Origin of the sequence: Pedococcus sp. (genome assembly GCF_036554925.1) — a bacterium.
Classification (GTDB): domain Bacteria; phylum Actinomycetota; class Actinomycetes; order Actinomycetales; family Dermatophilaceae; genus Pedococcus_A.
Window position 1 is genome coordinate 64,674 of the sequence record NZ_DATBMI010000066.1, and the last position, 25,884, is coordinate 90,557.

27 protein-coding genes and 2 tRNA genes are annotated in these 25,884 nt (G+C 72.4%); 14 read left to right on the forward strand and 15 right to left on the reverse strand.

Features of this window, described 5'->3' with window-relative positions; all coding sequences use genetic code 11:
• Positions 1-98 precede the first annotated feature (98 nt).
• Genes VIB11_RS05770 through VIB11_RS05790 form a run of 5 tightly spaced genes read left to right on the forward strand, consistent with a single transcriptional unit; the run spans position 99 to position 4,207 of the window.
• Positions 99-776: a DUF4129 domain-containing protein gene (locus VIB11_RS05770; RefSeq protein WP_332029243.1), complete on the forward strand. Its 678-nt coding sequence runs from the start codon at positions 99-101 to the stop codon at positions 774-776.
• On the forward strand, positions 773-1,300 hold the full coding sequence (locus tag VIB11_RS05775) for a hypothetical protein (protein WP_332029245.1): 528 nt from the start codon (positions 773-775) through the stop codon (positions 1,298-1,300). Before VIB11_RS05770 ends, VIB11_RS05775 begins: the two co-directional genes overlap by 4 nt.
• Positions 1,297-2,289, forward strand: coding sequence for a MoxR family ATPase (locus VIB11_RS05780; protein WP_332029247.1), 993 nt, complete (start codon positions 1,297-1,299; stop codon positions 2,287-2,289). The genes VIB11_RS05775 and VIB11_RS05780 overlap by 4 nt, the downstream gene beginning before the upstream one ends.
• Positions 2,286-3,689, forward strand: coding sequence for a DUF58 domain-containing protein (locus tag VIB11_RS05785; protein WP_332029249.1), 1,404 nt, complete (start codon positions 2,286-2,288; stop codon positions 3,687-3,689). Before VIB11_RS05780 ends, VIB11_RS05785 begins: the two co-directional genes overlap by 4 nt.
• Positions 3,686-4,207: a hypothetical protein gene (locus VIB11_RS05790; RefSeq protein ID WP_332029251.1), complete on the forward strand. Its 522-nt coding sequence runs from the start codon at positions 3,686-3,688 to the stop codon at positions 4,205-4,207. Before VIB11_RS05785 ends, VIB11_RS05790 begins: the two co-directional genes overlap by 4 nt.
• Before the next feature lie 11 nt (positions 4,208-4,218).
• Here the strand turns inward: VIB11_RS05790 and clpX are convergent, their stop codons facing one another.
• Positions 4,219-5,505 (reverse strand): ATP-dependent Clp protease ATP-binding subunit ClpX, encoded by a 1,287-nt coding sequence (clpX, locus tag VIB11_RS05795; RefSeq protein WP_332029253.1) that lies wholly within the window; start codon positions 5,503-5,505, stop codon positions 4,219-4,221.
• Positions 5,506-5,802: 297 nt separating this feature from the next.
• Between clpX and VIB11_RS05800 the strand changes: the two genes are divergently transcribed.
• Both VIB11_RS05800 and VIB11_RS05805 read left to right on the forward strand, forming a co-directional pair.
• Positions 5,803-6,069, forward strand: coding sequence for a hypothetical protein (locus VIB11_RS05800; protein WP_332029255.1), 267 nt, complete (start codon positions 5,803-5,805; stop codon positions 6,067-6,069).
• A gap of 57 nt (positions 6,070-6,126) precedes the next feature.
• On the forward strand, positions 6,127-6,903 hold the full coding sequence (locus VIB11_RS05805) for a TerC/Alx family metal homeostasis membrane protein (protein WP_414695769.1): 777 nt from the start codon (positions 6,127-6,129) through the stop codon (positions 6,901-6,903).
• 119 nt (positions 6,904-7,022) lie between these two features.
• Here the strand turns inward: VIB11_RS05805 and VIB11_RS05810 are convergent, their stop codons facing one another.
• From VIB11_RS05810 to VIB11_RS05825, 4 genes are all read right to left on the reverse strand, one after another.
• Positions 7,023-7,664 (reverse strand): ATP-dependent Clp protease proteolytic subunit, encoded by a 642-nt coding sequence (locus tag VIB11_RS05810; RefSeq protein ID WP_332029297.1) that lies wholly within the window; start codon positions 7,662-7,664, stop codon positions 7,023-7,025.
• 68 nt (positions 7,665-7,732) lie between these two features.
• Positions 7,733-8,350 (reverse strand): ATP-dependent Clp protease proteolytic subunit, encoded by a 618-nt coding sequence (locus VIB11_RS05815; RefSeq protein WP_332029257.1) that lies wholly within the window; start codon positions 8,348-8,350, stop codon positions 7,733-7,735.
• 99 nt (positions 8,351-8,449) lie between these two features.
• Entirely contained in the window at positions 8,450-9,526 is a 1,077-nt protein-coding gene (locus tag VIB11_RS05820; protein ID WP_332029259.1) for a UbiA family prenyltransferase, read from the reverse strand.
• Positions 9,527-9,750: 224 nt separating this feature from the next.
• Entirely contained in the window at positions 9,751-11,184 is a 1,434-nt protein-coding gene (locus VIB11_RS05825; RefSeq protein ID WP_332029261.1) for an MFS transporter, read from the reverse strand.
• On the opposite strand from VIB11_RS05825, the gene VIB11_RS05830 reads away from it, so the two are divergent.
• On the forward strand, positions 11,183-12,253 hold the full coding sequence (locus tag VIB11_RS05830; protein WP_332029263.1) for a LacI family DNA-binding transcriptional regulator: 1,071 nt from the start codon (positions 11,183-11,185) through the stop codon (positions 12,251-12,253). The two genes, VIB11_RS05825 and VIB11_RS05830, sit on opposite strands and share 2 nt — an antisense overlap.
• Before the next feature lie 3 nt (positions 12,254-12,256).
• On the opposite strand, the gene VIB11_RS05835 is transcribed toward VIB11_RS05830, so the two are convergent.
• Together VIB11_RS05835 and tig are read right to left on the reverse strand one after the other, a co-directional pair.
• Positions 12,257-12,685: a hypothetical protein gene (locus VIB11_RS05835; RefSeq protein WP_332029265.1), complete on the reverse strand. Its 429-nt coding sequence runs from the start codon at positions 12,683-12,685 to the stop codon at positions 12,257-12,259.
• A gap of 169 nt (positions 12,686-12,854) precedes the next feature.
• Complete coding sequence (gene tig / locus VIB11_RS05840) at positions 12,855-14,207, reverse strand: trigger factor (RefSeq protein ID WP_332029267.1); 1,353 nt, start codon at positions 14,205-14,207, stop codon at positions 12,855-12,857.
• Between the two features lie 223 nt (positions 14,208-14,430).
• Between tig and VIB11_RS05845 the strand changes: the two genes are divergently transcribed.
• From VIB11_RS05845 to VIB11_RS05855, 3 genes are all read left to right on the forward strand, one after another.
• Positions 14,431-14,967, forward strand: coding sequence for a hypothetical protein (locus tag VIB11_RS05845; RefSeq protein WP_332029268.1), 537 nt, complete (start codon positions 14,431-14,433; stop codon positions 14,965-14,967).
• A gap of 65 nt (positions 14,968-15,032) precedes the next feature.
• Complete coding sequence (locus VIB11_RS05850; RefSeq protein WP_332029270.1) at positions 15,033-16,463, forward strand: NAD(P)/FAD-dependent oxidoreductase; 1,431 nt, start codon at positions 15,033-15,035, stop codon at positions 16,461-16,463.
• A gap of 103 nt (positions 16,464-16,566) precedes the next feature.
• Positions 16,567-17,529: a zinc metalloprotease gene (locus tag VIB11_RS05855; RefSeq protein WP_332029272.1), complete on the forward strand. Its 963-nt coding sequence runs from the start codon at positions 16,567-16,569 to the stop codon at positions 17,527-17,529.
• An 83-nt stretch (positions 17,530-17,612) separates the two neighbouring features.
• Here VIB11_RS05855 and VIB11_RS05860 read toward each other — a convergent pair.
• Positions 17,613-17,686, reverse strand: a tRNA-Pro gene (locus tag VIB11_RS05860).
• A gap of 81 nt (positions 17,687-17,767) precedes the next feature.
• Between VIB11_RS05860 and VIB11_RS05865 the strand changes: the two genes are divergently transcribed.
• Together VIB11_RS05865 and VIB11_RS05870 are read left to right on the forward strand one after the other, a co-directional pair.
• Positions 17,768-17,841 (forward strand) — tRNA-Gly (locus VIB11_RS05865).
• A gap of 168 nt (positions 17,842-18,009) precedes the next feature.
• Positions 18,010-18,660: a 2-thiouracil desulfurase family protein gene (locus VIB11_RS05870; RefSeq protein ID WP_332029274.1), complete on the forward strand. Its 651-nt coding sequence runs from the start codon at positions 18,010-18,012 to the stop codon at positions 18,658-18,660.
• A 15-nt stretch (positions 18,661-18,675) separates the two neighbouring features.
• Here the strand turns inward: VIB11_RS05870 and VIB11_RS05875 are convergent, their stop codons facing one another.
• From VIB11_RS05875 to VIB11_RS05890, 4 genes are all read right to left on the reverse strand, one after another.
• Positions 18,676-19,809 (reverse strand): LLM class flavin-dependent oxidoreductase, encoded by a 1,134-nt coding sequence (locus VIB11_RS05875; protein WP_332029276.1) that lies wholly within the window; start codon positions 19,807-19,809, stop codon positions 18,676-18,678.
• Positions 19,806-20,312 (reverse strand): hypothetical protein, encoded by a 507-nt coding sequence (locus tag VIB11_RS05880; RefSeq protein WP_332029278.1) that lies wholly within the window; start codon positions 20,310-20,312, stop codon positions 19,806-19,808. Before VIB11_RS05880 ends, VIB11_RS05875 begins: the two co-directional genes overlap by 4 nt.
• 128 nt (positions 20,313-20,440) lie before the next feature.
• Positions 20,441-21,121, reverse strand: a complete 681-nt coding sequence (trmB, locus tag VIB11_RS05885) for a tRNA (guanosine(46)-N7)-methyltransferase TrmB (protein WP_332029280.1) — start codon at positions 21,119-21,121, stop codon at positions 20,441-20,443.
• A gap of 96 nt (positions 21,122-21,217) precedes the next feature.
• On the reverse strand, positions 21,218-22,696 hold the full coding sequence (locus VIB11_RS05890) for a S8 family peptidase (protein ID WP_332029282.1): 1,479 nt from the start codon (positions 22,694-22,696) through the stop codon (positions 21,218-21,220).
• A gap of 219 nt (positions 22,697-22,915) precedes the next feature.
• Here VIB11_RS05890 and VIB11_RS05895 point away from each other — a divergent pair, with 219 nt between their 5' ends.
• The gene (locus VIB11_RS05895) at positions 22,916-23,446 is read left to right on the forward strand and encodes a DUF4395 domain-containing protein (RefSeq protein ID WP_332029284.1); all 531 of its coding nucleotides are present in this window, start codon (positions 22,916-22,918) and stop codon (positions 23,444-23,446) included.
• 24 nt (positions 23,447-23,470) lie between these two features.
• Here VIB11_RS05895 and VIB11_RS05900 read toward each other — a convergent pair whose 3' ends face one another.
• From VIB11_RS05900 to VIB11_RS05910, 3 genes are all read right to left on the reverse strand, one after another.
• Positions 23,471-24,592 (reverse strand): SpoIIE family protein phosphatase, encoded by a 1,122-nt coding sequence (locus VIB11_RS05900; RefSeq protein WP_332029286.1) that lies wholly within the window; start codon positions 24,590-24,592, stop codon positions 23,471-23,473.
• Between the two features lie 106 nt (positions 24,593-24,698).
• Entirely contained in the window at positions 24,699-25,178 is a 480-nt protein-coding gene (locus tag VIB11_RS05905; RefSeq protein ID WP_332029287.1) for a ribose-5-phosphate isomerase, read from the reverse strand.
• A gap of 12 nt (positions 25,179-25,190) precedes the next feature.
• The gene (locus VIB11_RS05910; RefSeq protein ID WP_414695770.1) at positions 25,191-25,742 is read right to left on the reverse strand and encodes a disulfide bond formation protein DsbA; all 552 of its coding nucleotides are present in this window, start codon (positions 25,740-25,742) and stop codon (positions 25,191-25,193) included.
• Between the last annotated feature and the right edge of the window lie 142 nt (positions 25,743-25,884).

Below are 25,884 nucleotides of genomic sequence, written 5' to 3' on the forward strand. Positions count from 1 at the left end.
CGGGCAGGCGGTCACATAACAAAGTGGGCTCGGTTCACGCGATCCGGGGAGCCGCTCCCCTAGGGTCGTGCCTCGTGGGACGGGGACGATGGCCGGTGGTGGCCGGTGCAGGCCTTCTGCTGCTGCTGGGCGCCTGGGTGACGGCGGCCGGCCCCGTGGCCATCTTCGCCCGGCAGAGCCTCGACCCCTCCGCCCCGCGGCGGCCCGCACCAGGGTCTGACTTCGAGGAGTGGAGCAACGTCCCTCCCCCACCAGACCGCATCTACGCCTCGTCCGACGTCAGCGACGCCGTCGTCGCGGTCATCGTGTGGGGGCTCAAGCTCGCGATCGTCGCGATCGTGGCCGCCGTGCTGTTCGTGATCGCACGCGAGCTCGTCCGCCGCGCTCGTCCCACGCCCGCGGTGGAGGGCCCGGGCGGGCGTGTCGAGACCCTGCCCGAGGTCCTCCTCGAGGGAGCGAGCGTCCGCGTCGCCGAGCTGCAGAGCGGCACGCCCTCCAACGCCATCGTGGCCTGCTGGATGCGGCTCGAGGCCGAGGTCGCCGCCGCCGGCTTCCGGCTCGACCCGTCCCGCACCTCCACCGAGACCACCAGCGAGGTCCTGCGCGAGTACGCCATCGACGAGCGGGCCCTGCGCGAGCTCGCCGCCCTGTTCCGCGAGGCGCGGTTCTCCGCCCACGAGCTGACCGAGGCGCACCGGGCACGCGCGGCCGACGCCCTGACCGCGCTGCACGTCGACCTGCGGCGGGCCGCGGCGAAGGAGGCTCTGCGCGCATGAACCCCGACTGGGACGAGCCCTCGACGCGCCGGGTGGTGCTGGCCGCCGCCGCCGTCGCGACCGTCGTCGGCGCCCTCACCGTGAGCCTGTGGTGGTTCACCAACATCGGCCTGCTGCTCGCGACCCTCGCCTGCGCCGCCGTCGTGGCCCTGGTGGCGCAGCGGCTGGTGCAGTCGCAGCGGCGCATGCACTGGACGACGGCCGCCCACGCACCCGAGGAGCGACGCGGCGCGGACGCACGCGTCGGCACCGTGCACCACACCATCGAGCAGGCGACACGCGGCGAGGCTGCCGCCGTGCACGAGGTGCACGCCCTCCTCACGACCCTTGCCGAGGAGCGGCTGCGCGACAGCCGCGGCCTCGACCGCCGCGCCGCTGGGGCCGCTGGGGCCGCTGGGGCCGCTGCGGCCACGGAGGCCGCGCTGGGCGCCGACCTCGCGGCATACCTCGACCGCCCTCCCGGCGGCCGGATCACCCCCGACCAGCTGCGCCGTCACCTCACCACCCTCGAGGAGCTCTCGTGACCACTCTCTCCCTCGCCCAGGTCTCCGACCGGGCACAGCGCATCCTCGACGAGGTGGAGCGCGCCGTCGTCGGCAAGCGCCACGCCGCGGAGCTCGTGCTCTCGGGCATCCTCGCCGGCGGCCACGTGCTCATGGAGGACTACCCCGGGCTCGGCAAGACCCTCGCCGCCCGCTCGTTCGCCCAGGCCCTCGGGCTGGAGTTCTCGCGCGCCCAGTTCACCCCCGACCTGCTGCCGTCGGACCTCACGGGGTCCTTTCTCTACGACCAGCGCAGCCACGAGTTCACGTTCCGCCACGGTCCGCTCTTCACCGGACTGCTGCTCGCCGACGAGATCAACCGCACGCCCCCGAAGACCCAGTCCGCCCTGCTGGAGGCGATGCAGGAGGGCCAGGTCACCGTCGAGGGTGAGACCTTCCCACTGCCCCGCCCGTTCCACGTCCTCGCCACCGCGAACCCCGTCGAGTACGAGGGCACGTACCCGCTGCCGGAGGCCCAGCTCGACCGGTTCCTGCTGCGCGTGAGCTTCGGCTATCCCAGCCCCAAGGAGGAGTGGGAGGTCCTGCAGCGACGCATGGCCCGGCGGCAGGAGGCACAGACGGTCGGTCAGGTGTGCGACGCCGAGGGTCTGCTCGCGATGCAGCAGGCGGTCGAGACCGTCACCGTCGACGAGGCCGTCGGGCAGTACTGCGTCAAGCTGGTCGACGCCACTCGACGCCACCAGTCCCTGCTCATGGGCTCCTCACCACGGGGGTCGCTCGCGCTGCTGCTCACCGCACGCGCGCACGCCGTCGTGCGCGGACGCGACTTCGTCACCCCGGAGGACGTCAAGGCCGTGGCCCACGCCGCACTCGACCACCGCGTCACCGTGCGCCCGGAGCTCTGGATGAACGAGGTCACCTCGGCGACGGTCGTCGAGTCCGTCCTCTCGGCGACCGCCGTGCCCGGTGCTGCCACGGCGGCCCCGGCTTCCGCGTACGCCCGGCCGTGAGCTCCGTGCCGGGCGCGGCCGCGGCGGCTACCGAGGAGCTGGCGCCGGTCCGAGCGTCCTGGCGTCCGACCCCGGCCCACACCCGCGCCACGCTGGCCGGGCTCGGGCTGGTGGCCGTCGCGGTGATGTGGCGCCGGCCCGAGCTGCTCGTGTTCGGCACACCGCTGCTGGCCGTTGCGCTCTGGGGGTTGCTGACCCGCCCCGAAGCCGACCCGGTGGTCGTGGCCGGAGCGCGGCACCTGACGCTGCGCGAGGGCCAGGCCACCCGCTGGGTCGCGGAGGTGGGGCCCGCCCCCGGCGTCGAGGACGTCGGCCTGGCACTGATGCCGACGCCCTTCACCGAGTACGAACCGGCCGTGCGGGAGGTGGCCGTGTCGGCCGGGGCGGGCGAGGAGCCGCTCGAGCTGGCGGTCGCCTGCCGCAGCACGCGCTGGGGCCGCCGCGTCCTCGGCCCGGCGGTTCTCGCGGTGTCCGGACCGTTCGGCGCCTACCGCTGGGCCCCCGACGTCGTCACCACTCCCCCGGTCACGACCGTCCCGCTGCCCGACCACTTCGACGCCCGGGTGCCGGTGCCCCGTCCCGACGGCCTGGTCGGCCAGAACCGGTCGCACCACCCGGGTGACGGTGGCGAGTTCGCCGACATCCGCCCGTTCCGCTTCGGCGACCGGCTGCGGCGGGTCCACTGGCCGGTCAGCGTGCGCACCGGCGAGCTGCACGTCACCGCCACCCACGCCGACCAGGACAGCGAGGTGATCCTGCTCGTCGACGCGATGCACGACATCGGCCTCAGCCAGGGCACCGGCGGCCGCAGCACCAGCCTCGACAACGCCGTGCGCGCCGCCGGGGCCATCGCCGAGCACTACCTGCGCACCGGCGACCGCGTGGGACTGCACGTCCTGGGAGCCCGCGAGCTCCCCGCCGTCGGGTCTGCCGCCGGCAAGAACCACCTGCGCCGGGTGCTCGACACCCTGGCCCGCACCCGCTCCGCCGACGGGACGTTCGCCGACGAGAAGCGGCTGCGCGCCCAGCTGCGCCACCGAGTTCCGTCGGGTGCCCTGGTCGTCGTCCTCACCCCAGCCATCTCAAGCGACGTGCTGAGCCACGCCCTCGCGCTGTCGCGCCGCGGCATCTCGGTGGTGACCGTCGACACGCTCCCGCCGGAGATCGCCCGACCCGACGTCGACCCCGTCCTGCTCGGCACGGTCATCCCGCAGGCCGCCGAGTCGCCCGATGCTGCCGGGCTCGCCTGGCGTGTGCGGCTGCTCGAGCGGGCCCACGAGATGCGGCGGGCTCGCGAAGCCGGGGTCCCCATCGTCCCGTGGGCGGGGCCGGGAACGCTCGACCTCGTGCTGCGCGACCTCGGCCGACGATCGCGGGCGCCGAGGGTGGTGAGCCGGTGATGTCACCCTCCCACCTCGCGGTGCGGACGGTCATGGCGCTCTCGTCGGCCGGCCTGCTGGCGCTCACGTATGCCGCGTCCGGGGGCGTGCTGCCGGTCGCCGTCGCCCTGGCGGTCCTCACCGCGGTGGCGGTCGCTCGACCGGAGTCGTGGGCGGTGCTCGCCCTGGTGCTGGGGCACGCGGTGCACTGGACCGCCACGGCACCGGCGCCCGAGAACCTGGCGCAGTGGACGACCGTGCTCGGCGGGGCGTGGCTGGTGCTGCTGCTGCACGTCAGCGCCAGCGCGGCGGTGACCTGGCCGTCCCGCACCGCCGTGCCCGGACGGGGATGGCGGCGCTGGGCCGTTCGCACGGCTGTCGTCGCGGTGGCGGTCGTGCCGGTCTGGGCCGTCGGCGCGGTCACGCGGCAGCAGAGCCTGCGTGGTGAGGTGTCGATGACCTACGTCGCGATCGCCGGCCTGGCGCTCCTCGCCGGGGCGGTGTTCCTGCTGTCGGCGCCGTCAGCCCGCCGCCACTGACGCGGCGCCGGTCAGGCGGAGCGCTTGCGCGCCGGGCGCTTCGCTGCCGGCTGCGACTCGTCGCGCCGCACGATCGTCGGCAGGACGTTGTCCAGGACGACCTCACGGGTGACCACCACGCGGGCGATGCCGTCGTCGCTGGGCACGTCGAACATCACCGGGAGGAGGACCTCCTCCATGATGGCCCGCAGGCCGCGCGCGCCCGTGCCTCGCTTGAGCGCCTGCTCGGCAACGGCCTCGATGGCGTCGTCGGTGAACTCGAGCTCGACGCCGTCGATCTCGAACATCTTCTTGTACTGCTTCACCAGCGCGTTGCGCGGCTGCGTGAGGATCTTGACGAGGGCGTCGTTGTCGAGCGGCGACACGGTGGTGATGACGGGCAGGCGGCCGATGAACTCCGGGATGAGGCCGAACTTCATGAGGTCCTCGGGCATGACGTCGCCGTAGGACTCCGCGAGGTCCTTCGGCGTGTGCAGCTCCGAGCCGAAACCAAGGCCCTTCTTGCCGTTGCGCGACTCGATGAGCTTCTCGAGGCCGGCGAACGCGCCACCGACGATGAAGAGCACGTTGGTCGTGTCGATCTGGATGAACTCCTGGTGCGGGTGCTTGCGCCCGCCCTGCGGCGGGACCGAGGCGGTGGTGCCCTCGAGGATCTTGAGCAGCGCCTGCTGCACGCCCTCACCGGAGACGTCGCGGGTGATCGACGGGTTCTCGCTCTTGCGGGCGATCTTGTCGACCTCGTCGATGTAGATGATGCCCGTCTCGGCCTTCTTGACGTCGTAGTCGGCGGCCTGGATGAGCTTGAGCAGGATGTTCTCGACGTCCTCCCCGACGTAGCCGGCCTCGGTCAGCGCGGTGGCGTCGGCGATCGCGAACGGCACGTTGAGCATGCGCGCGAGGGTCTGCGCGAGGTAGGTCTTGCCGCAGCCGGTCGGCCCGATGAGCAGGATGTTGGACTTCGCGATGTCGACCGACTCGGCGTCCTTCTTGCCGGCGCTCTCACCGGCCTGGATGCGCTTGTAGTGGTTGTACACCGCGACGGCGAGGGCCTTCTTGGCGACGTCCTGGCCGACCACGTAGTTCTGGAGGAACTCGAAGATCTCGCGCGGCTTCGGCAGCTCGTCCAGGCCGAGCTCGGAGGACTCGGCGAGCTCCTCCTCGATGATCTCGTTGCACAGGTCGATGCACTCGTCACAGATGTAGACACCCGGACCGGCGATCAGCTTCTTGACCTGCTTCTGGCTCTTCCCGCAGAACGAGCACTTGAGCAGGTCGCCGCCGTCTCCCATCCGTGCCACGTGACGGTCCTCCTGTTGCTGGTCGAGCCGGTTGAAACTGTGTGCCGACGCTACTAGGCCGCCGCCCCCTCAGGCTCCATTGAACGCCCCGAAACGCCCACGAGTCGCCCTTGTCCGCTGACAGCGGACAAGGCTCCGGAGTTGCCCGCTCCCCCGGTTCTCGTATCATTTTCAACGAGGGGAGTACTTCCCGAGGCCGCACCGGTCAGTACGAGCGTCCCATGTCGCTCCCGGTGCGGCGCCGCGTCCGACGCGGTGAAGGAGACCTCAGACCGCGTGACGATCTGAGGTCCGTCCATGCCTTCTGTCCTGTCCCCTGTCGTTCCTCCTGCCACGCTCCCGGCCGAGCCCGGAGCCGCCGTCAGCTCCATCGGCACCCCCACCCTCTGGGCCGTCAGCCTGGGCGCCGTCGCGGCGCTGGTGCTCCTCGACTTCCTGCTCACCCGACGGCCCCACGAGGTCTCGATGCGCGAGGCGCTCGGGTGGTCGGCGTTCTACGTCGCCCTGCCCGTGGCGTTCGGCGGCTGGCTGTGGTCGCAGCACGGCACCACGGTGGGCGTCTAGTACTACACCGGCTACCTCGTCGAGAAGTCCCTGTCGGTCGACAACCTGTTCGTGTTCATGCTCCTTCTGGCCGCCTTCGCCGTGCCGAGGGAGCTGCAGCAGCGCGTGCTGCTGATCGGGGTCGTCGGCGCGCTCGCGCTCCGCGGCGTGTTCATCGCCCTCGGCGCCCAGATGCTCCAGACCTTCGACTGGACCTTCCTCCTCTTCGGGCTGGTCCTCCTCGTGACCGGCGTCAAGCTCCTCAGGGACGCCGTGCAGGGAAACGACCACGCCATCGACATCTCGCGGATGCGCAGCGTGCGGCTGCTGCGCCGGGTGATGCCGGTCCGGGACGAGTACCACGGCACGCGCCTGACGGTGGTCGACCAGGGCCGCCGGGCCCTGACGCCGCTGGCCCTGGTCACCGTGGCCATTCTCGCGACCGACGTCGTCTTCGCGGTCGACTCGGTCCCCGCCGTCTACGGCATCACGGGCGACCCGTACCTCGTCTTCGCCACCAACGCGTTCGCGCTCCTCGGGCTGCGGGCGCTCTACTTCGTGCTCGAGGGCGCGCTGTCGAAGCTGGTCCACCTCGGCTACGGCCTGGCCGCGATCCTGGGCTTCATCGGCGTCAAGCTCGTCCTGCACTGGGCGCACGGCACCTGGCCCGCCACGCCCGAGGTGCCCACGCTCGCCTCGCTCGGCGTCATCGTCGGCATCCTGGCGGTCACGACGGTCACGAGCCTGCGCGCCAGCCGGCGGGCCGAGCTCGACGCCGAGGTGCGCACCCAGGGCGCCGACCAGCCCCAACCCATCCCCGGGCCCGAGCCGGAGCACGAGCGCGCGGGCTCCTGACCCGGGCGGGCGAGGTTCGCCCGGACCCGGACCGGCCGCACGACCGAAAGGTATGCCGCCCGCTCGGGTGAGCGGGCGGCATACCGCCCTGCGTGAGGCTGGGTCGTGCGACCCCTCGGTCAGACCTCGAGGGAGGCCTTGCGGGAGGCGAGCACCTCGTCGATGAGGCCGTAGTCCTTGGCGTCGGAGGCGCCGAGGATCTTGTCGCGCTCGATGTCCTCGTTGACCTGCTCCGGGGTGCGGCCGGTGTGGTGGGCCAGCGTCTCCTCGAGCCAGGTGCGCATCCGCAGCACCTCGTTGGCCTGGATCTCGATGTCGGAGGCCTGCCCGTAGTCACCGCCGGCGAGAGCGGGCTGGTGGATGAGGATCCGGGCGTTCGGCAGCGCGAACCGCTTGCCCTGGGCGCCGGCGCCGAGCAGCACCGCCGCCGCCGAGGCCGCCTGGCCGACCACGAAGGTCTGCACGTCCGGGCGGATGTACTGCATCGTGTCGTAGATGGCCGTCATCGCCGTGAAGGAGCCGCCGGGGCTGTTGATGTACATGAGGATGTCGCGGTCCGGGTCCTGGGACTCGAGCACGATGAGCTGGGCGATGACGTCGTCCGCGGAGGCGTCGTCGACCTGCACGCCGAGGAAGATGATGCGGTCCTCGAACAGCTTGGTGTACGGGTCGAGGCGCTTCATGCCGTAGGAGGTGCGCTCCTCGAACTGCGGGAGGATGTAGCGGCTGTCGGGCGTGGGGACCCTGGGTCCACCGCCCATCTGCGGGAGGTGGAGGCCGCCGTTGCGGTTCTGCGTCATGGGATCTGCGTTCCTTCTCTGGCGGTGGGTCACTTGGTGCCGCCGGCGCCCGGCGTCTGCGAGGCGTCGCTGAAGACCTGGTCGACGAAGCCGTACTCCCTGGCCTCCTCGGCGGTGAACCAGCGGTCGCGGTCGGAGTCGCGCTCGATCTGCTCGAGCGTCTGCCCGGTGTGCTGGGCGATGAGCTCGGCCATCTGCTTCTTGATGTGCAGCATCTGCTCGGCCTGGATCTTGATGTCCGAGGCGGTGCCGCCGATGCCGCCGGAGGGCTGGTGCATCATGACCCGCGCGTGGGGGGTGGCGTAGCGCTTGCCCTGGGCCCCGGCGCTGAGCAGGAACTGGCCCATCGAGGCGGCCAGACCCATCGCGACGGTCGCGACGTCGTTGGGGATCCACTTCATCGTGTCGTAGATCGCCATGCCCGCGGTGACCGACCCACCCGGGGAGTTGATGTAGAGCCAGATGTCCTTCTCGGGGTCCTCGGCCGCGAGCAGCAGGAGCTGCGCGCAGATCGCGTTCGCGTTCTCGTCGCGCACGTCGGAGCCGAGGAAGATGATCCGCTCCTTGAGCAGGCGGTTGTAGATGTGGTCGTCCAGACCCGCCATGGGCCGCTCGTTCTGAGCGACGATCTCGCTGCTGCTCACCATGTCTCCGTTCACGCCGGTTGCGCTTGCTGGCTGATTGCTCACGCTGACCCTAACGCCCGGTTCCGCGGCGGAAGTCCCCAGATCCGCACGTGTTCGCCGTCAGCGCACAAGCCGGTATGCCGCCACCGGGCCGCCCTGCCGCGCCTCCCGTGTGTCCGCAGACGGGCAGCCCTCCCCGCTGCCGTCCGCCGGAAGGGAGCGTGCTCTCCCGCCGGGACGGGTGGGGCCGTGGCCGCGCATGTGCAGCGCCTGCCCGCCGGCGCTGACCACGAAGCCGCCGATCACCGCCGTCGTCAGGGCCGTGGACCAGCCTGCGGCGGGCGCGGCGAGGTCCACGACCAGCACGAGCAGCAGGCCCCGGCCCACGATCGCGAGGGCCGAGATGAGCCACTCGTCCCGTCGGTGGCCCCGACCCGCGGCGAGCTCGCGCAGCAGCAGCAGGGCGACCAGCGAGCCCGCGAGGGTGCTCAGGACGTAGGCCGTCGTCGCGTCCGGGCGAGCCCACAGCAGGAGCGCGGTGCTGGCGGCCCAGAAGGCAGCACTCACGCGGCAGGTCGACACCCGCCCCCGGCGGACCAGGAAGGTCCGCTTGCCGAACAGCGCGTCGCCGCGCAGGTCGCGGAAGTCCTTGAGGATGATGCGCCCGACGAAGCCGACGTAGAGCGCCGCCAGCAGGGGCAGGTCACCGACGCGCACGTGACCGCGCGCCGAGAGCACGCCGACCAGGTACGGAACCGCCACGTAGCACGCCGGCAGCGCCAGCGGGGCCACGATGCCGCGAGCGGAGAGCCGGACAGGGTCCAGCGAGTAGGCACCGCCGACGGCGAGGCCGGACGCCGCCGCGGCCAGGGCTGCCGGACCCAGCGCCGCGGCCGCGGCCAGGGTGGCGGCGGCGGCGAAGAGGGCGACGGCCCACAGCTGGCGCCGGTGCGCCCGGCCGCCAGCGAGGAGGCGCCGGGCGTCGGCTGGGAGGTTGACCCGGTCGATGTGCTCGTCGGCGAGGTCGTTCAGCACCGCAGAGCAGGCCAGGAACGGCAGGACCACCAGCAGGGCCCGCAGCACCACCGTCGTCGTGGGGGCGCCGCCCACGGCGGCGCCGGTCGCGGCATACAGGACGAGCAGCAGCACCACGGGCGGGCGCATCGTCGCCCAGACGACGCGTGCGAGCGCCCTCACTTGTTGCTCCCCCACGAGTTGAGCGCGATCGCGATGAGCGCGACGTAGCCGACGACGGCCAGCCCGGCCACGACCGCGGTGACCGCAGCCACGATACCGACCACCCTCCACACCCTCGGCCGCCCGGGCCGCTGCTCCCCTGCCATGGTGGTCCCCCTCGTCACCCCTCGTCACGGACGCTGCCGCGAGGCTAGGGGGTCCCGGGACCGGGCGCCTGAGGTGCGCTACTCAGCCGCGGCTGCTGCGGGCTCCTCCTCGCGGCGCGACCGGGCAGGCTCCCGCACGGCGGGCAGGACCAGGAGCGCGACGACGAGAAGGGCGCCGACGGCGAGGAGTGACTGCAGGATCCCGAAGTGGTCCCCGAGGAAGCCGAGCAGCGGCGGCCCCGCGATGAAGGCGGTGTAGCCGATGGTCGCGACCACGGAGATCCTGGCGGCGGCGCGCTCGGGGTCGTCGGCGGCGGCGCTCATCCCCACCGGGAAGCCCAGCGAGACGCCGACGCCCCAGATCGCCGCGCCCAGGTAGGCCAGGGCGGGGGTGCCGCCGAAGACGACGAGCAGGCTGCCCACGCCGGCGCCGACGAGCATCACCCGCAGCGTCGGCACACGACCGTAGCGGTCGAGCAGGGCGGTCCCCACGATGCGCCCGAGAGTCATGAACGACAGGAAGGTGGCGAAGGCCAGGACACCCGCCCAGGTCGGCAACCCGTAGCCCTCGACGAACGCGACCGACACCCAGTCGTTCGCGGTCCCCTCGGTGAAGGCAGCGATGAGCGTCAGCACGCCGATGAGCAGCGTCTTCGGCTCGGTCCACGCCGACAGCACGCCGAGGCGCGCCGCGCCCGTCGCGCCCGGTTCCGCGGCGCCCTCGGCCGCTGACGCGTCCTCGGACTCCAGCGCGCGGGGCAGGAACGAACGGATCGCCCACAGCCCGGTGCCGACGATGACCACGGCCGAACCCAGCAGGTGGGCGGTCAGGGGCACGCGCTGCCACGCCATGAGCGCGCCGATGAGGGCGCTGACGACGGTGCCCCCGGAGAAGGCTGCGTGGAAGCGCGGCATGATGTTGCGCCCGAGCAGGCGCTCGACGCTCGCGCCCTCGAGGTTCATGCCGACGTCCCAGACGCCGACGCCGAGACCGAGGGCGAACAGGCCCGCGGCGACGACCCAGCGGTCGCCGAGGGTGTCGACCCCGAGCCCGATGCCGGCCATCCCGACCGTCATGCTGGCCAGGCCGATGCGGACCGAACCGGCGGCGCCGAGACGGTGCGAGATCCACCCCGACGCCGGCAGGCCGAGGATGGAGCCGAGCGAGACGGCCAGCAGGGTGACGCCGAGCTGCCCGGCGGTCAGCCCGAGCGTCTGCTTGACGTCGGGGATCCGGGAGGCCCAGGCGGCGAAGGCCAGGCCGTTCATCGCGAAGACGACGTAGACCGCGGTGCGGGCGGCGAGGAGGCGGTCGTGGCTGAGGGTCGACGGCTGGGTCACGGTCGGGTCTTCTCTGCGGTCTCGGTGTCGGTGTCGGCGTCGGTGTCGGTGCCGGCGTCGGTGTCGTGCGGTGGGCACTGTCAGGGTCGCGGCAGCGCCACTCCGCCGGTCGGGTCGAATCGATTCGATCGAATCGATTCGATCGAATCGATTCGATAGTGTGACGGCCATGTCCACTGGCCGTCAAGCCCGCGCCACCCTGCGCGAGGTCGCCGACCGCGCCGGCGTGTCCACCTCCACGGCGTCGCTCGTCTTCAGCGGCAAGGGCCCCGTGGCGGCCGCCACCGCCGAGCGCGTCCGCGCCGCCGCCGCCGCGCTGGGGTATGCCGGTCCGGACCCCCTGGCGTCGTCCCTGCGCCACGGCCGGGCCGGGGTGGTGGGCGTGGTCGTCGAGGGGCGGCTGCTGCACGCCTTCCGGGACCCCTTCGCCGTGAGCGTGCTCGACGGCCTCGCCCAGGTGCTCGACGCCGTGCCCGCCGGCATGCTGCTGATCGCGCAGCCGCCCTCGGACCCGGAGCGCACCGTCGCCCAGCTCGCGGGCTACGCCCTCGACGCCGTCGTGTTCGCGCTCTGCGGCCCCACCCACAACCCCGTGGTGGACCACCTGGCCGCGCGCGGCATACCGATGGTCGGCAACGGCGCCCCCGAGGACCCGCGCGTCGTGCAGCTCCGCCTGGACGAGCGTGCCGCGAGTGCCTCGGCAGCCCTCCACCTCCGCGACCTGGGGCACCGCCGCGCGGCGCACGTCGCGATGCAGCTGCGAACCGACAGCCGCACCGAGCCGTTCGCGCTCGCGGCCCTCGACGCGGCGGACTACCCGGACGCCCGCGACCGGGCCCGAGGCTTCATCGACGTCTTCGGCGACGACGCACCCATGGTGCAGACGTCCCTGCCCGACCTCGAGCAGGGGCGCCTGGCGGCCCGGACGCTGCTGGACGTCCCCCGCGAGGTCCGCCCCACCGCGATCGTGGCCCAGTCCGACCTGCTTGCGCTCGGGGCGGTCCAGGCCGCCGAGGAACTCGGGCTGCGCGTGCCGGACGACCTCAGCGTCACCGGCTTCGACGGCATCGAGCTGCCCTGGTTCCCCGGCACGCTCACCACGGTGCTGCAGCACGGCGAGGAGAAGGGCCAGCGCCTGGGCGCCATGGTGCAGGCGCTGCTCGACGGTGAGCACCCGGCGAACGCGACGATGCCGACGGAGCTCCGGATCGGCACCACGTCGGCTCCCCCGCCGACCTAGCGGTCACTCCGCGAGTGCCTCCGCATCCTGCACCGTCTCCGGTGCGGCCATCTCGCTGTGGCGCAGGGCAACCACGTGGAGGGTGAGGAAGTGGTGGCCGTCCGGGAGGATCATCGCGCCCTCGAAGTCCATGACCTCCTCGGCCACCGTCGAGGCGTGGACCTCCCACGTGGCCTGGCTCCGCAGCACCGCCCACACCCGTTCGAGCCGGTGGCCGGCCTCCCACACGGGCACGTCAGCCGCGCAGCGGCACAGGGCGATCGCCAGCTGGTCGGGGTCACCGGTCGAGCCCACCTCGATCTGGTCGAACAGCCCGCACGCCTCGAGCTGCTCGCGCAGCGCGTGCTCGAGCTCGAGCACGTCCAGGGAGCTCGCGGGGTTGGCGTTCTCCTGCATCGCGAGCCGCAGCTTGTGAAACGACACCGGGTCCATGGCGCGATGGTCGAGCCGGGGGGATGCGAGGTAAAGACCGCCCCGACAATCGAGCCGTTCGTGCGATTCGAAGTCCGACAAGTCGGGTTGGCGGCCACGGACAAAGACGTACGCCGCGGCCCTGGGTGTCCAGAGCCGCGGCGTACAGCAGCGGTATGAGCGGGGCCGGTCAGGCCTTGGCGTCGGCCTCGCCGGCCTCGGCCGCAACAGCCTCCGCGGGCTCTGCGCCGGCCTCGTCGTCGAGGGCCGGCTCGGGGCGCTCGTTGAGCTCGCCCAGGTCGACGGTGTTGCCGGCGGTGTCGACGATGGTGACCTTCTCCAGGACGCTGGCGAGCGCCTTGCGGCGGGCCACCTCGGCGACCATGGCGGGGACCTGGCCCTGCTGGTCGATCGCCTGGGCGAACTGGTTGGGGTCCATGCCGTACTGCTGCGCGGACATCACGAGGTACTCGATGAGCTCGGGCTGCTCGACGTTGATCTCCTCCTGCTCGGCGATCGCGTCGAGGAGGAACTGCGCCTTGAGGGCCTTGCGGGTGTTGGTCTCGACCTCGGCGCGGTGCTCGTCGTCCTCGAGGCGGTCCTCGCCCTCGAGGTGGGAGCGGACCTCGGCCTCGACGATGCTGTCGGGCACCGGGATCTCGACGGTCTCGAGCAGCAGCTCGAGCACCTTGTCGCGGGCCTGGACGCCCTGCTCCATCTTCTTGGCGCGCTCGGCCTGCTTGGTGACGTCGGCCTTGAGCTCGTCGAGGGTGTCGAACTCCGAGGCGAGCTGGGCGAAGTCGTCGTTCAGCTCGGGCAGCTCACGGACCTTGACCGACTGCACGGTCACGGTGACCTCGGCGTCCTGGCCCTCGCGGTCGCCACCGGCCAACGGGGCGGTGAAGGTCTTGGTCTCGCCGGAGGTCATGCCGACGAGCGCGTCGTCCATGCCGTCGAGCATGTTGCCCGAGCCGACCTCGTAGGAGATGCCGGTGACGGAGTCGATCTCCTCGTCGTCGATGGTGGCGGCGAGGTCGATGGACACGAAGTCGCCGGTCTCGACGGCGCGCTCGACGCCGACCAGGGTGCCGAAGCGCTCGCGCAGGGAGGTGAGGCGCTCGTCGATGTCGGAGTCGTCGACCGCGACGGAGTCGACCTCGCTCGTGAGGGTGCTGTAGTCGGGCAGCGTGATCTCGGGACGCACGTCGACCTCGACGGTGAACTTGAGGTCCTGACCGGGGTCGGCGGGGACCTCGGTCACGTCGACCTCGGGCTGGCCGATCGGACGGACGTGGTTCTCCTCGACGGCCTGGCCGTAGAACTGCGGCAGGGCCTCGTTGACGGCCTCCTGCAGCACCGCACCGCGGCCGACGCGCTGGTCGATGATGCGCGCGGGGACCTTGCCCTTGCGGAAGCCGGGCACCTGGATCTGGGAGCCGATGGTCCGGTATGCCGCGTCGAGGCTCGGCTTGAGCTCCTCGAAGGGGACCTCGACGGTCAGCTTGACCCGGGTCGGGTTGAGGGTCTCGACGGCACTCTTCACTGCTGGCTACTCCAGGATCGTGGGGCAATAGGAAAGGCCGGGGCGCACGCCGATCGTGGCGCTCAGACCGGGCCAACTCCCCATCGTAGCCGCCCCGCGGCCCAGCACCGAATGCGCACCGAGGGCGCACCGGATGGCCACCGGATGCTCACGGCGCACGGCCACGGCACGACGGCCACCCAGCGCCTTCCCCCGCCCGCCGGTGTGGGGCTACCGTCGGAAGATGAGCCTGCTGAGGAGGTCGAAGCGGGAGCAGCAGCCGGGGGCAGACCGCGAGGACCCTGTCGTCCGGCAGTACCGCTACCTCCTGCGCACCGCACCCGCCGACGCCCTCGAGGCGATCCACCAGGAGGCGCTCGCGGTCATCCCGGCCACCGACCGCGGCACGGTGCTGCGCACGATCCAGGAGCAGCTCGTGGCAGGGCTGCGCCTGGACGCCGACGACGTGCCGGCACTCTCCCGGCTCCTGGTCCTGGGCGAGCGCCGCAGCCCCGGCTCCCTCCTGCGGCACTGCGATCCAGCCGTCCTGGGCCGCCTCGCGGACGCGGCGCTGGTCTCGGAGGCGGCCTTCGGCCTCCTGACGGGGTATGCCGCCTGGGACGGTGCCGAGCCAGAGCCGGCCGAGGCACAGTGGGAGGCCATCGACCACCACGAGAAGTGGCACGACGCCCGGCTGAACCCCGGTGCGACGTGGAACCACGCCGTCGGCGGCGGGGGCGCGTTCGGCGCCGGTGGTGGAGACGCCAGCGGAGGGTTCTAGCCCCTGTGCCGGCGGCACCGCGTCGCCGACGGGCCCGGCTGGCCGCGCGGACGTAGGTTGTCGCCATGAGCGACGCCACCGGCCGGACGTGGGACGTGATCGTGATCGGAGCGGGGTCGACCGGCGAGGTCGCCGCCGACCGGCTGCGCAAGGCCGGGCTCACCGCCGCCGTGGTGGAGCACCACCTCGTGGGGGGCGAGTGCAGCTACTACGCGTGCTCCCCCAGCAAGGCGCTGCTCCGGCCGGTGCACGTCACCCGTGCCTCGCAGCGCGTCGAGGGGTCGGTCGGTGCGCGGCTCGACCCGGCGGGGGTTCTCTCCCGCCGGGACACCTGGGTCAACAAGCGCGGGGACGGCTCCCTGAGCGACCGCGGCGGGGTCGGTTGGCTGGAGCACGTCGGCATCGACCTGGTCCGCGGGACGGCGCGGCTGGCGGGCGAGCGTCGGGTGGAGGTCGACGGGCAGCTGCTGGAGGCGCGGCACGCCGTGATCGTCGCGACCGGGACCTCGCCACTGGTCCCCGACATCCCGGGGCTGAGGGAGGCCCGCCCCTGGACCAACCGTGACGCCACGACCTCCCCGAAGGTGCCCGACCGGCTCGTCGTGCTCGGCGGTGGCGTCGTGGCCTGCGAGCTCGCGCTCGTGTACGCGGCCCTCGGCTCCGAGGTGACCATCATCGAGCAGGAGGACCGGCTGCTCGGGCGGTCCGAGCCGTTCGCTGCTGAGGCGGTTGCCGCGAGCCTGCGCCATGACGGGGTCGACATCCGGCTCGGCGCCGCGGCCACGGCCGTCTCCCGGCTCGGCCCCTCGGGCGAGGTCACGGTGGTGCTCGACGACGGCAGCCGGGTCGTCGCGGACGAGGTCCTCGTGGCGGTGGGCCGTGCCCCCAACACCGGGGACCTCGGCCTGGAGTCCCTCGGTGTGGAGACCGACGACCACGGGTACATCCGCGTCAGCGAGCGGATGGAGGCCCAGGGCCTCGACGGGCAGCGATGGCTGTATGCCGCCGGCGACGTCACCGGGATCAGCCTCCTCACGCACATGGGCAAGTACCAGGCCCGCGCCTGCGCCGACCTGGTCGCCGCCCGGGCCACGGGGCAGCCGGACACGGGCCCGGCCCTGGTGCCCCACGCCACCGACCTCGGCTCCCCGCAGGTGGTGTTCACCGACCCCGAGGTCGCCTCGACCGGGCTGACCGAGGAGCAGGCGCGCGAGCGCGGCCTCCGGGTGCGGGTCGTCGACGTCCCGATGGACAAGGCGGCGGGCTCGGGGCTGCAGGCGGAGGGCTACCAGGGCCGGGCCCGCATCGTCGTCGACGAGGACACGGGCACCCTGGTGGGGGCCACCTTCGTGGGTCAGGACGTCGCCGACCTCGTGCACCCCGCCACGGTGGCGATCGTGGGACGGGTGCCGCTCGCCACCCTCTGGCACGCCGTGCCCGCGTTCCCGACGATGAGCGAGATCTGGCTGCGGCTCCTGGAGGAGTACGGCCTGTGACCTGCGGATCCGGCGCCCGGTAAGCCTCCACGGACCGCCGGGGCCCGGTACGTTCCGAAGGCAGCTCCCACAGGGGCTGTCTCCGTCGAAAGGTATTCACACCGTGCGCAGAACCACGTCCTCGCGGCTGGCCGTCCTCGGTGCAGCGGCAGCGGCGGTCCTTCTCAGTGGGGGCGCCGGCACGGGCACCCCGGCCGCAGCACCGGCCTCCCTCAGCTCACCCGCCGTGGCCGCGTGCGAGCCCGGCAGCGGGCTCGACACGGCGCGCGTCCGTGACGGGGGCACGGCGGAGGAGCCCAAGCTCCACCCCGACAACGAGGCGAACGCCTACGGTGCCCTGAAGGACTCGGCATACCTCGGTGACGGCAGCGTCCACATCCGGACCGTCTTCCACTCGATCTCCGACCACGCGCTCACGGCCGCCGAGAAGACGCGGATGCAGGCCATGATCGAGGCGCAGATGTCGGTGCTGAACGACTCCTTCTCGGGGGCCACGGCGCCCGACGCCGCGGACACGCCGTTCCGCTTCGACCTCGCCGAGGTCAACTACGTCGTGAACCCGGAGTGGTACACCGTCACCCCGGGCAAGACGGAGCGCGACATGAAGGCCGCGCTCCACGAGGGCGACTCGACGACACTCAACGTCTACTCGGCTGACATCGGCGACGGCCTCCTGGGCTGGGCCTACTTCCCCAAGGGCTACAACAACGGCCGCGACACGGTCGACGGCGTCGTCATCCTCGACGAGTCGATGCCGGGCGGCACCGCCGGCAAGTACGCCCTCGGCGACACCCTCACCCACGAGGTCGGCCACTGGCTGATGCTCCACCACACGTTCAACAACGGGTGCTCGGCGTCGGGCGACTTCGTCGCGGACACCCCGAAGGAGGCACAGCCGCAGTTCAACTGCCCCGCCGGTGCCGACACCTGCGCGGCGCCGGGACTGGACCCGATCCACAACTTCATGGACTACACGCAGGACTCCTGCATGGACATGTTCACCGAGGGCCAGGCGCAACGGATGAGCGACGCCTGGGTCGCCTTCCGCGCCGGTGGCAAGGGCTGACGAACCGGACACGCCTCGTCGCCGCGGGCCAACGGCACACGACAGGGCCCCCGTCGCCGTGACGGGGGCCCTGTCCGTGTCTGTCGGGGTAGCCGGATTTGAACCGGCGGCCTTCCGCTCCCAAAGCGGACGCGCTACCAACCTGCGCCATACCCCGCCCCGGCGAGCCGATTTCGGCCCACGCGAGTGCGGGCATTAGGCTAGCCGCTCGGGTCCCGGGGTGATGCTCCGGGTCCGCGCGGGTGTAGCTCAATGGTAGAGCCCCAGTCTTCCAAACTGGCTACGCGAGTTCGATTCTCGTCACCCGCTCCACCCACGACGCCGCAGGTCAGGGACTTCTCCCCGACCTGCGGCGTGGTCGTTTCCCGCTGCTCCTGCATGCCGGGCGTGACACGCACGTGCCCGATCGCGTGGGACGGAGAGCCTCCGGAGGGACTTGCGGCCCTGCCGAGGGCCGGATCGGGCAAGCATCGTGAACGGGTGGACAGGCGAGCGCGTGTCGGTGCCCCACACCTGCCGCCCGAACTGGTGGACGGGCGCAGTCGCCGTGTCGTCGTGCTCTCGCACTGTCTGTTGAACCAGAACACCCGGTACCCCGGCGGTGCGGCGTGCCCGGGCGCGGTTCCAGCAGCGCTGCAGCCGTACCTGGACGAAGGGGCTGGGCTGGTGCAGATGCCGTGCCCGGAGCAGCGCTCTTGGGGCGGGGTGCGCCGGCCGCCCATGCTGTGGGCGCTCGCCCACCGGCGGGCGACCGCTGTGGCTCCGCTGGTGCTGCCGGTGATCGAGCGCTACCTGCGGTGGCGGTACGCCCGCTTGGCCCGCACCGTGGCGCACGATCTCGCCGACGCCGCCGGGGCGGGCGTGGAGGTGGTGGCCGTGGTCGGGGTTGCAGGCTCGCCGAGCTGCGGTGTGAGGACCACCATGGATCTCGGCGTCGCCGCGCGCCGGGTCGGCCGATCGACTCACGACCTCACCAGGGCCTGGTTGACCGACGAGGTGGTCGCAGCTGCGGAGCGACCCGGTCAGGGTCTGTTCACCACCGCGCTGCAGGCGCAGCTCGGCCGACGCCAACTGGACGTGCCGTTCACCGAGCACAGACTGCCCGGCCCCGACGACCCGGGAACCCGGTGACCGCTGGCGGAGGCGTCAGTCGCGACGCAGCGCCCGGGCGATGGCGCCGGTGGCGTACAGCCCTTCCAGGGCTGCGCCCGGGGAGACCAGCCCGGATACCGGGGACAGCACGACGTGCTCGAGGCCGGCCGCCTGGTACTCGCGCAGCCGGCGCACCGCCTGCTCGACGGTGCCCCACAGGAGCGGCCCCCGGGTGAGGAGCTCGGTCGGGACGGCGGCCATGGCGTGCTCGAGCTCGGCCCTGTCCTGCCGCTCGGGCAGGAACTGCCCGAGGCCGCTGAAGTCGTCCCCGAACGGGTGGGTGGCCCCCACGGCCCGCCACTGGGCAGCGGGCACGACCAGTGCGAGCGCCCGGATGGCGCGCGTGTCGAGCATGGCGCGGGCCCGGGCCTCGGTGCGGGCGATGACGGTGAACCGGTGCAGTGCAGCGGTGACGGAGGCTGGGTTGCGTCCGGCCGCAGCGGCGGCGTCCCGCACCGTGGCCAGCTGGTCCGCGTACTGCTCGGGACTGGCGACCATGGTCGGGTACCAGCCGTCGCCGTACCGACCGGCCAGGCTGAGGGTGCGGGGCCCGTGCGCGGCGACCCACACCCTCGGGTTCCGGCCCTTGGGGGCGCGCAGGTCCAGGCGGGCGCCGTCGAGGCGGAAGTGCCGTCCGGTGAAGTCCAGCGGACCGGGCGCACCGGCGTCCAGACAGAGCCGGATGACCTGCAGCGCCTCCTCGAGCCGACGGGTGCGCCCGGCGTAGTCGAGTCCGTAGGGCCTGATGTTGAGCAGCTCACCGGCACCGATGCCGAGCACCGGGACCCGGTCGGTCATGTGCGCGACGGTCATCAGCGCCTGGGCGATGACGACGGGGTGACGTCGGATGGGGTCGGTGACGCCGACGCCGAGCTGAAGTCGGCCGGCCCGGCAGGCGACCCACCCCAGGAGCGCCTGGTAGTCGAGGTGGTCGTGCGGGGTGGGCTTGCGCTTGGCCAGCCAGGTGAAGTCCTGGTCCCAGAGCACGCTGGGAAAGAGGTTCTGGAAGTGGTCGATGACCATGACCGAGTCCAGCCGCATCGCCCGCGCCGCCAGCAGGTAGGCCCGAACTGCGCTCAACGGCGGTTGGGTGCCCAGCTGCAACCCGACCCGCACCCGTCCGCTCACCGGGACCGCCCCCCGCTGAGGACGGCACCGAGCCGGGCGAACTCGGTGCGCACGTGCTCATCGAGGTCGGCGGCGAACCGACTGGAAAGGTAGAGCCCGAAGAGCGGATCGGCGATCCGACCGGGCCCGGCCCACCCCGCCTGGACCGTGTGGCGCACCCGCACGGAGGGGGCCTCGTCGCTGGGGGCAGGGGCGTCCTGAAGGTCGAGGCGCAGACGCACCGGCAGCGGCACGCCCTGGTGCAGCTGCCACACCACCCGACGGTCCGGGACGACCTCGACGACCGTGCCGGCGAACCTCAGCCGCCGCCGTCCGACCCGCTCGTCCATCAGGACCCGGTCGCCCACGTGGTCGGGTCGGCGGCTGCGGAACGTGATGTGGAACCGGTCGTGCACCCCGGGCCACCAGGACCGGTACACCGAGTCTGTCGGCTCCAGCATGAACCGCAGCACCTCACCCGCGCGAGCCCCCGGCACCACGGCTGTCGAGACGAGCTCGAGCACGTTGCCACCTCCCGCGACAGGGTCGAGCCTCGAGCCGCGCCCGGCTGCAGGCTCCGACCCCCACCGTCACCCGGCACAGCCGTCGTCACCAGTGGCCAAGGTCCCGGGAGCGGGACACGGGGCGGGACTCAGCCCGTGCGCCGCCCGCCCGAGTGCCGCCCGACGGCCCGCAGGTCGGTGACAGCGCGTCCCGCGGCGATGCCCTTGGCCTCGAAGCCTTCGGTGGGCCGCCAACCGGGACGCGCCGCGGGTGCGACGTCGAACTCCGGGTGGTCGGCCAGCTCGGCGCAGGCGTGCGCGGCATACGTGTCGTGGTCGGTGGCCACGAGCAGCCGGCCGCCGTCGACCAGCCGGTCCGCGATGAGGTCGAGGGTGTGCGCGCTGATGAAGCGGCGCTTCGCGTGCCGGGCCTTGGGCCACGGGTCGGGGAAGAACAGGTGCACCGCCGACACCGACCGGGACGCGATGCGGTGCTCCAGCAGCGCCACGGCGTCGCCGACGTGGGCCCAGAGGTTCGGTACGCCGCGCAGCTCGGCCGCCGCCAGCATCCGCGCGATCCCGGGTGGGTGGACGTCCACGGCGAGGACGTCGTGCTCGGGGTGCTCCACGGCATACGCGATGGCGGCCGCTCCGTGGCCGCACCCGATGTCGAGCACGAGCGGGGCTCGGCGACCGAACGCCGCCTCGGGATCGAGCGGGCCCTCCGGTATGCCGTGCCGCGGCCCGAGCTCCGCGAGCCGGCTCTGGGTGAGCGGGGACATCCGGCCGCGACGGGCGTTGTAGGTGCGCACGCGAGGCTGACTGGTCACGGGCGTCAAGGGTAGGTCACCGCAGGACCTCCCCTGAGCGGACCGGGGCCCGGCCGCACGGGCGGCCGGGCCCCGGGTTGGGGAAGCTGGTGAGCCTCAGGGAGTGACGGCCTCGAGGGCGTCGACCATGCCTGCACCGTAGAACCCGGTGCCCTTCGCGCCACCCTCGCAGGTCGCGTCCGCCACATTGTCGTCGGTGTAGTCGTACAGCTCCGGGCAGGCCAGCGTGTCGGCCTCCCGGGTGAGGACCCGCACGGCCTGCTTGGCGGACAGGCCCGGCTCCGCGCCACGCACCAGGGCAACGACACCGGCGGCGTGCGGGCCGGCCATCGAGGTGCCCTGCTTGTAGCCCCACTTGCCGCCCGCGGTCGTGGAGAGAATCGCGTCGGCGGCGTTGGACTTCGGCGCGTTCCAGTCCAGCCAGGCGTCGCCGCCGGGAGCGGTGACGTCGATGACGTTCTTGCCGAAGTTGGAGTAGTAGGCCTTCTCCGCGGTCGGGCCCACCGAGGACACGGTCACGACGTTGGGCAGCTCCGCCGGCATGTCGTAGCACCGGTGGTCGGTGTGGCGGACCTCGGGCTCCTCACCCTCGGGCAGGTTGTTCGGGGAGCCCGTGTCGTCGATCGGCTTGGACAGGTCCCAGCGGGAGTTGCCGGCGGAGGCGACGTTGACGACGTCCTTCTTGTCGGCGTACCTCAGGGCCCGCTCGACGGCGGTGATGACGGCGCGCTCGTCCTTGTTGGACTTGCACCACAGGTAGTACGGGTCGATGAAGTACGAGTTGTTGGTGACCTCCATGCCCTTCTCGGCCGCCCAGACGAAGCCGCAGATGGCGTACTCCGGGTAGATGTACCCGTCGTCGTCGACGACCTTGACCGCTGCGAGGCGCACATTGGGCGCCACGCCGACGATCCCGACGCCGTTGCGGGCCGCGGCGATCGTGCCGGCCACGTGGGTGCCGTGGTCGGAGGTGCTGCGGCCCCAGGCGCTCGGCGAGGTGTCGGGCCGGCCCTTGTCGACGCAGCTGACCGACTGCGCCGGGTCGATGTTGGCGGCGAGGTCGGGGTGGTCGGCCTCGATCCCGGAGTCGAGCACCCCGACGGTGACGTCGCGGTTGCCGTCGGTCGCCAGGTGGGCCTTGTCGGCCTTGATCATCCGCATGTCCCACTGCTGGGAGTTCAGCGGCTCGGCGGTGTCGTCACCACCGGCGGTCCCCGGGCCGAGGCCGGCAGGCACCCCGGCTGCCGGTGCGGTCGGCGCCGAGAAGGCCTGCAGCGCACGCGTCGGGCCGGCGCCGACGATGCCCCGCATCTTCCTCACGCGGTCGTCGAAGGTGTCGTCCGACGCCTCGGCGATGACCAGTCCGATCTGGGGCCACTCCTGGGTGACGGTGCCGCCCGCCGCCCGGGTGGCCGCGGAGGCCTTGTCGGTGCCGGTGCCACCCTGCAGCACGACGAACGCGGTCGGCGCCTGCAGGGGCGCGGCCACGGCCGGCGCGGCGAGTGTGAAGGCGGTCGCGCCGCAGGCAGCGGTCACGGACAGCGCGGTGAGCTTGTGGCTCATGCGGGTTCTCACGTGGTTCTCCTCCTGGTGAGCTGGCCCGCACGGGTTGCGGCCCACAGTGAACCCTCACAAGCCGGACATGGACGGGCAAGAGAACCAATGTTCAAGAAATGGTCAAAAATGGACGGAACCGCGCGACGACCACAGTCCGACCTCACGGATACCTCCCGGATCGCGAGACGTGCACCACCCACAGCAATAACCGTTGCTTATGTGTCGCATAATCAACCCATGCGCATCTCCCGCTTCCCCAGCCTGGTCGACGACATCACGGTGCGGCTCATCGCCGCCGTGGTCCTGGTGGTGGGGGCGGTCGCCCTGGCCACCCAGCAGTGGTGGCTCTACGCCCTGCTGGCCGCGGACTTCACGCTGCGGGCCGCACTCGGCCCGGACGCCAGCCCGGTCGCGCGGTTCGTCCGAAGCGCCCTGCGACCCCGCATCGCCGCCCCGCCCCGGCCGACCGCTGGGCCGCCGAAGCGGTTCGCCGCCGCGATCGGCGCCGTCATGACGGGGGCGGCCACGCTGCTGTGGGTGCTGAGCGCGGCGACCGGCTCACAGGCGGCGAGCGCCGCCGTCGTCGTCATCGGCGTGGTGATGGTGGTGTTCCCGGCCCTCGAGGCGGTCCTCGGGGTCTGCGTCGGCTGCATCCTCTTCAGCGGCCTCATGAAGATCGGGCTGGTGCCCGACGACGTGTGCCTCGAGTGCGCCGACCTGTCCCAGCGGGCTCGAGCCGCCCGCTCGGCTGCCCAGCAGGCTGCCTGACGTCCGAGACGTCCGCGGCCCCGGTCAGCGGCGCCAGACGAGCACGGCCGCGCGGTCGTCGGTCTCGCCGGCGCGAGCTGCGGCGCACATCTTCGCCGCCATGCCGGAGAACCCGCGGCTGATCATCTGCTCGGCCGTCCCGAGCATGCGGTCGATGCCGTCACGCAGGTCCCGAGTCCGCGTCTCGATGACGCCATCGGTGTAGAGCAGCAGGGCGTCACCGCGGCCGAGCACGCCGCACGTGCGCGGGAAGTCGAGGCCGTCCGTCACGCCGAGGACGGGCCCTTCCTCGCCCTCGAGCACCTCCCAGCGGCCGGAGCCGGCGGAGAACCGCACGGCTGGAGGGTGGCCGGCAGAGCCGATGCTGAACTCGCCGGTCCGCAGGTTGACGTAGGCGTGCGCCGCGGTGGCGAACCCCTCGTCCCAGTGCTGGCGCAGCAGGTAGGAGTTGGCCGCCGGGAGAAAGCGCTCGACCGGCATGGAGCCGAGCAGGCCGCCGAACGCGCCGGACAGCAGCAGTGACCGGGTGCCGGCCGCGATGCCCTTGCCGGAGACGTCGACCAGGACGATCTCGAGCGCGTCGCCGGTCTTGCTCGTCACGACGAAGTCGCCCGAGAACGACTCGCCGTAGGCCGAGAGCACGGACAGCTCCGCGCCCCACTCGGCGGGGAGGTCCGGCAGCTCACCCTGGGTGCGCAGCCTGTCGCGCAGGTCGACGAGCATGGACTCCCCCAGCGTCCCCTGGACACCCAGCCGGGCCCGGGACGAGGCAACCCAGAACATGATGACCATGATCGCCGCGAGCACGACGTACGCCGCGAGGTAGAGCGGCTCGCTCGCGTCGCCACGACGGACCGCCGTGATCGCCCCGGCGACCAGCAGCACGCCGTCGACGGCGGCGAGGTTCTTCGGGGTGAGCAGCAGGCCGGCGATGACGGCAAAGGGGATGTACGCGGAGAACGGCACATGGTTGGGGTACAGGATCATGGCGTACCACGCGCCCACCACTCCGAGGGCCAGGAGCACCGCGGTCCCCGGCTCGGCGAGCCGGGCCCAGTGCCGCCGTCCGACACTGCGGCCGCGCCGGACCCGCTGCCAGCGCGCGGTGGCGCGGCGGCGCATCACCACGTCGCTGGGGACTTCCACGTCACAGGCACCTTCGGGGCAGGCTCGGGTCCGGACTGGTGTCCACGCCGCCGGGCCGGCGTCCAACCCACGACCCAGCGTAGTGATGCACCTCAGGCCTTCGTGCTCAATCCACAGATCCCGGGAGTGGCGGCAGGGCCCCCGACTGCTCGTAGGCGGTGAGCATGTCGATGCGCCGCTGGTGGCGGGCCTCGCCGGAGTAGGGCGTCGCCAGGAAGGTGCGGACCATGGCCTTCGCCTCGTCCCCCGACTGCATGCGCGCGCCGATGGAGATGACCCGGGCGTCGTTGTGCTCACGAGCGAGGCGGGCGAGCTCCTCGTTGTAGCAGAGCGCCGCGCGGACCCCGGCCACCTTGTTGGCCGCCATCTGCTCGCCGTTTCCGGACCCACCGAGCACGATGCCCAGCGACTCGGGGTCGTGGGCGACGGCCTCGCCGACCCTCAGGCAGAACACCGGGTAGTCGTCGACCGCGTCGTACGTGTGGGGTCCGTGGTTGGACACGTCGTGGCCCTCCTCCTCGAGGAAGGCGACGAGCTCGCCGAGCAGGTCGTACGCGGCGTGGTCGCCGCCGATGTGGACGCGCATGAACGGTGCCTCTCAGTCGAAGATGGGGCCGACAGTACGGCTGCGCTTGATCTCGAAGAACCCGGGGGTGCCGGCCACGAGGACGCAGCCGTCCCAGAGGCGCCCTGCCTCCTCGCCCTTCGGCGCGGGGCTGACCACGGGGCCGAAGAAGGCGGTCCCGTCCACGGCCACGACGGGGGTGCCCACGTCGTCGCCGACCAGGGACATCGCGCGCTGGTGGCTGGCCCGCAGGATCTCGTCGACCTCGTCGGTGCCCGCCACCGCCGCGAACGAGGTGTCGAGGCCGACCTCGCCCAGGGCAGGCACGAGGACCTGGCTGTAGTCGCCCTCCCCGGCGAGGTGGATGCGCGCCCCCATCGCGTCGTAGAGCGGCTTGACGACCTTGTCGCCGTACTCCTGCGCCGCGGCGGTGATGACGCGCACCGGACCCCAGGCGCGGTCCATCATCGTGCGGTAGTCCCCGGGAAGGTCGCGACCCTCGTTGAGGACCGACAGGCTCATCACCGACCACGTGACGTCGACGGGGCGCACCAGCTCCACCTCGTCCATCCACCTGGAGGTCATCCAGGCCCACGGACAGACCGGGTCGAACCAGAACTCCACGGCAGAACGGGACAGAGCAGGCGAAGTGGCACTCACCCTGCCCATCCTGCCACCGGGCGTCGGCGACAGCGTCCCCCCCCAACCCCCGCCCCCCCCCCCCCCC

What these genes read in the sequence shown, in the direction of transcription:
- VIB11_RS05775 (WP_332029245.1), top strand. Translation starts at nt 773, where the DNA reads ATGAACCCCGACTGGGACGAGCCCTCGACGCGCCGGGTGGTGCTGGCC.
- VIB11_RS05800 (WP_332029255.1), top strand. Translation starts at nt 5,803, where the DNA reads ATGCCTTCTGTCCTGTCCCCTGTCGTTCCTCCTGCCACGCTCCCGGCC.
- VIB11_RS05805 (WP_414695769.1), top strand. Translation starts at nt 6,127, where the DNA reads ATGCTCCTTCTGGCCGCCTTCGCCGTGCCGAGGGAGCTGCAGCAGCGC.
- VIB11_RS05810 (WP_332029297.1), bottom strand. Translation starts at nt 7,664, where the DNA reads ATGGGCGGTGGACCCAGGGTCCCCACGCCCGACAGCCGCTACATCCTC.
- VIB11_RS05815 (WP_332029257.1), bottom strand. Translation starts at nt 8,350, where the DNA reads ATGGTGAGCAGCAGCGAGATCGTCGCTCAGAACGAGCGGCCCATGGCG.
- VIB11_RS05830 (WP_332029263.1), top strand. Translation starts at nt 11,183, where the DNA reads ATGTCCACTGGCCGTCAAGCCCGCGCCACCCTGCGCGAGGTCGCCGAC.
- VIB11_RS05825 (WP_332029261.1), bottom strand. Translation starts at nt 11,184, where the DNA reads ATGGCCGTCACACTATCGAATCGATTCGATCGAATCGATTCGATCGAA.
- VIB11_RS05835 (WP_332029265.1), bottom strand. Translation starts at nt 12,685, where the DNA reads ATGGACCCGGTGTCGTTTCACAAGCTGCGGCTCGCGATGCAGGAGAAC.
- VIB11_RS05845 (WP_332029268.1), top strand. Translation starts at nt 14,431, where the DNA reads ATGAGCCTGCTGAGGAGGTCGAAGCGGGAGCAGCAGCCGGGGGCAGAC.
- VIB11_RS05850 (WP_332029270.1), top strand. Translation starts at nt 15,033, where the DNA reads ATGAGCGACGCCACCGGCCGGACGTGGGACGTGATCGTGATCGGAGCG.
- VIB11_RS05895 (WP_332029284.1), top strand. Translation starts at nt 22,916, where the DNA reads ATGCGCATCTCCCGCTTCCCCAGCCTGGTCGACGACATCACGGTGCGG.
- VIB11_RS05905 (WP_332029287.1), bottom strand. Translation starts at nt 25,178, where the DNA reads ATGCGCGTCCACATCGGCGGCGACCACGCCGCGTACGACCTGCTCGGC.
- VIB11_RS05910 (WP_414695770.1), bottom strand. Translation starts at nt 25,742, where the DNA reads ATGACCTCCAGGTGGATGGACGAGGTGGAGCTGGTGCGCCCCGTCGAC.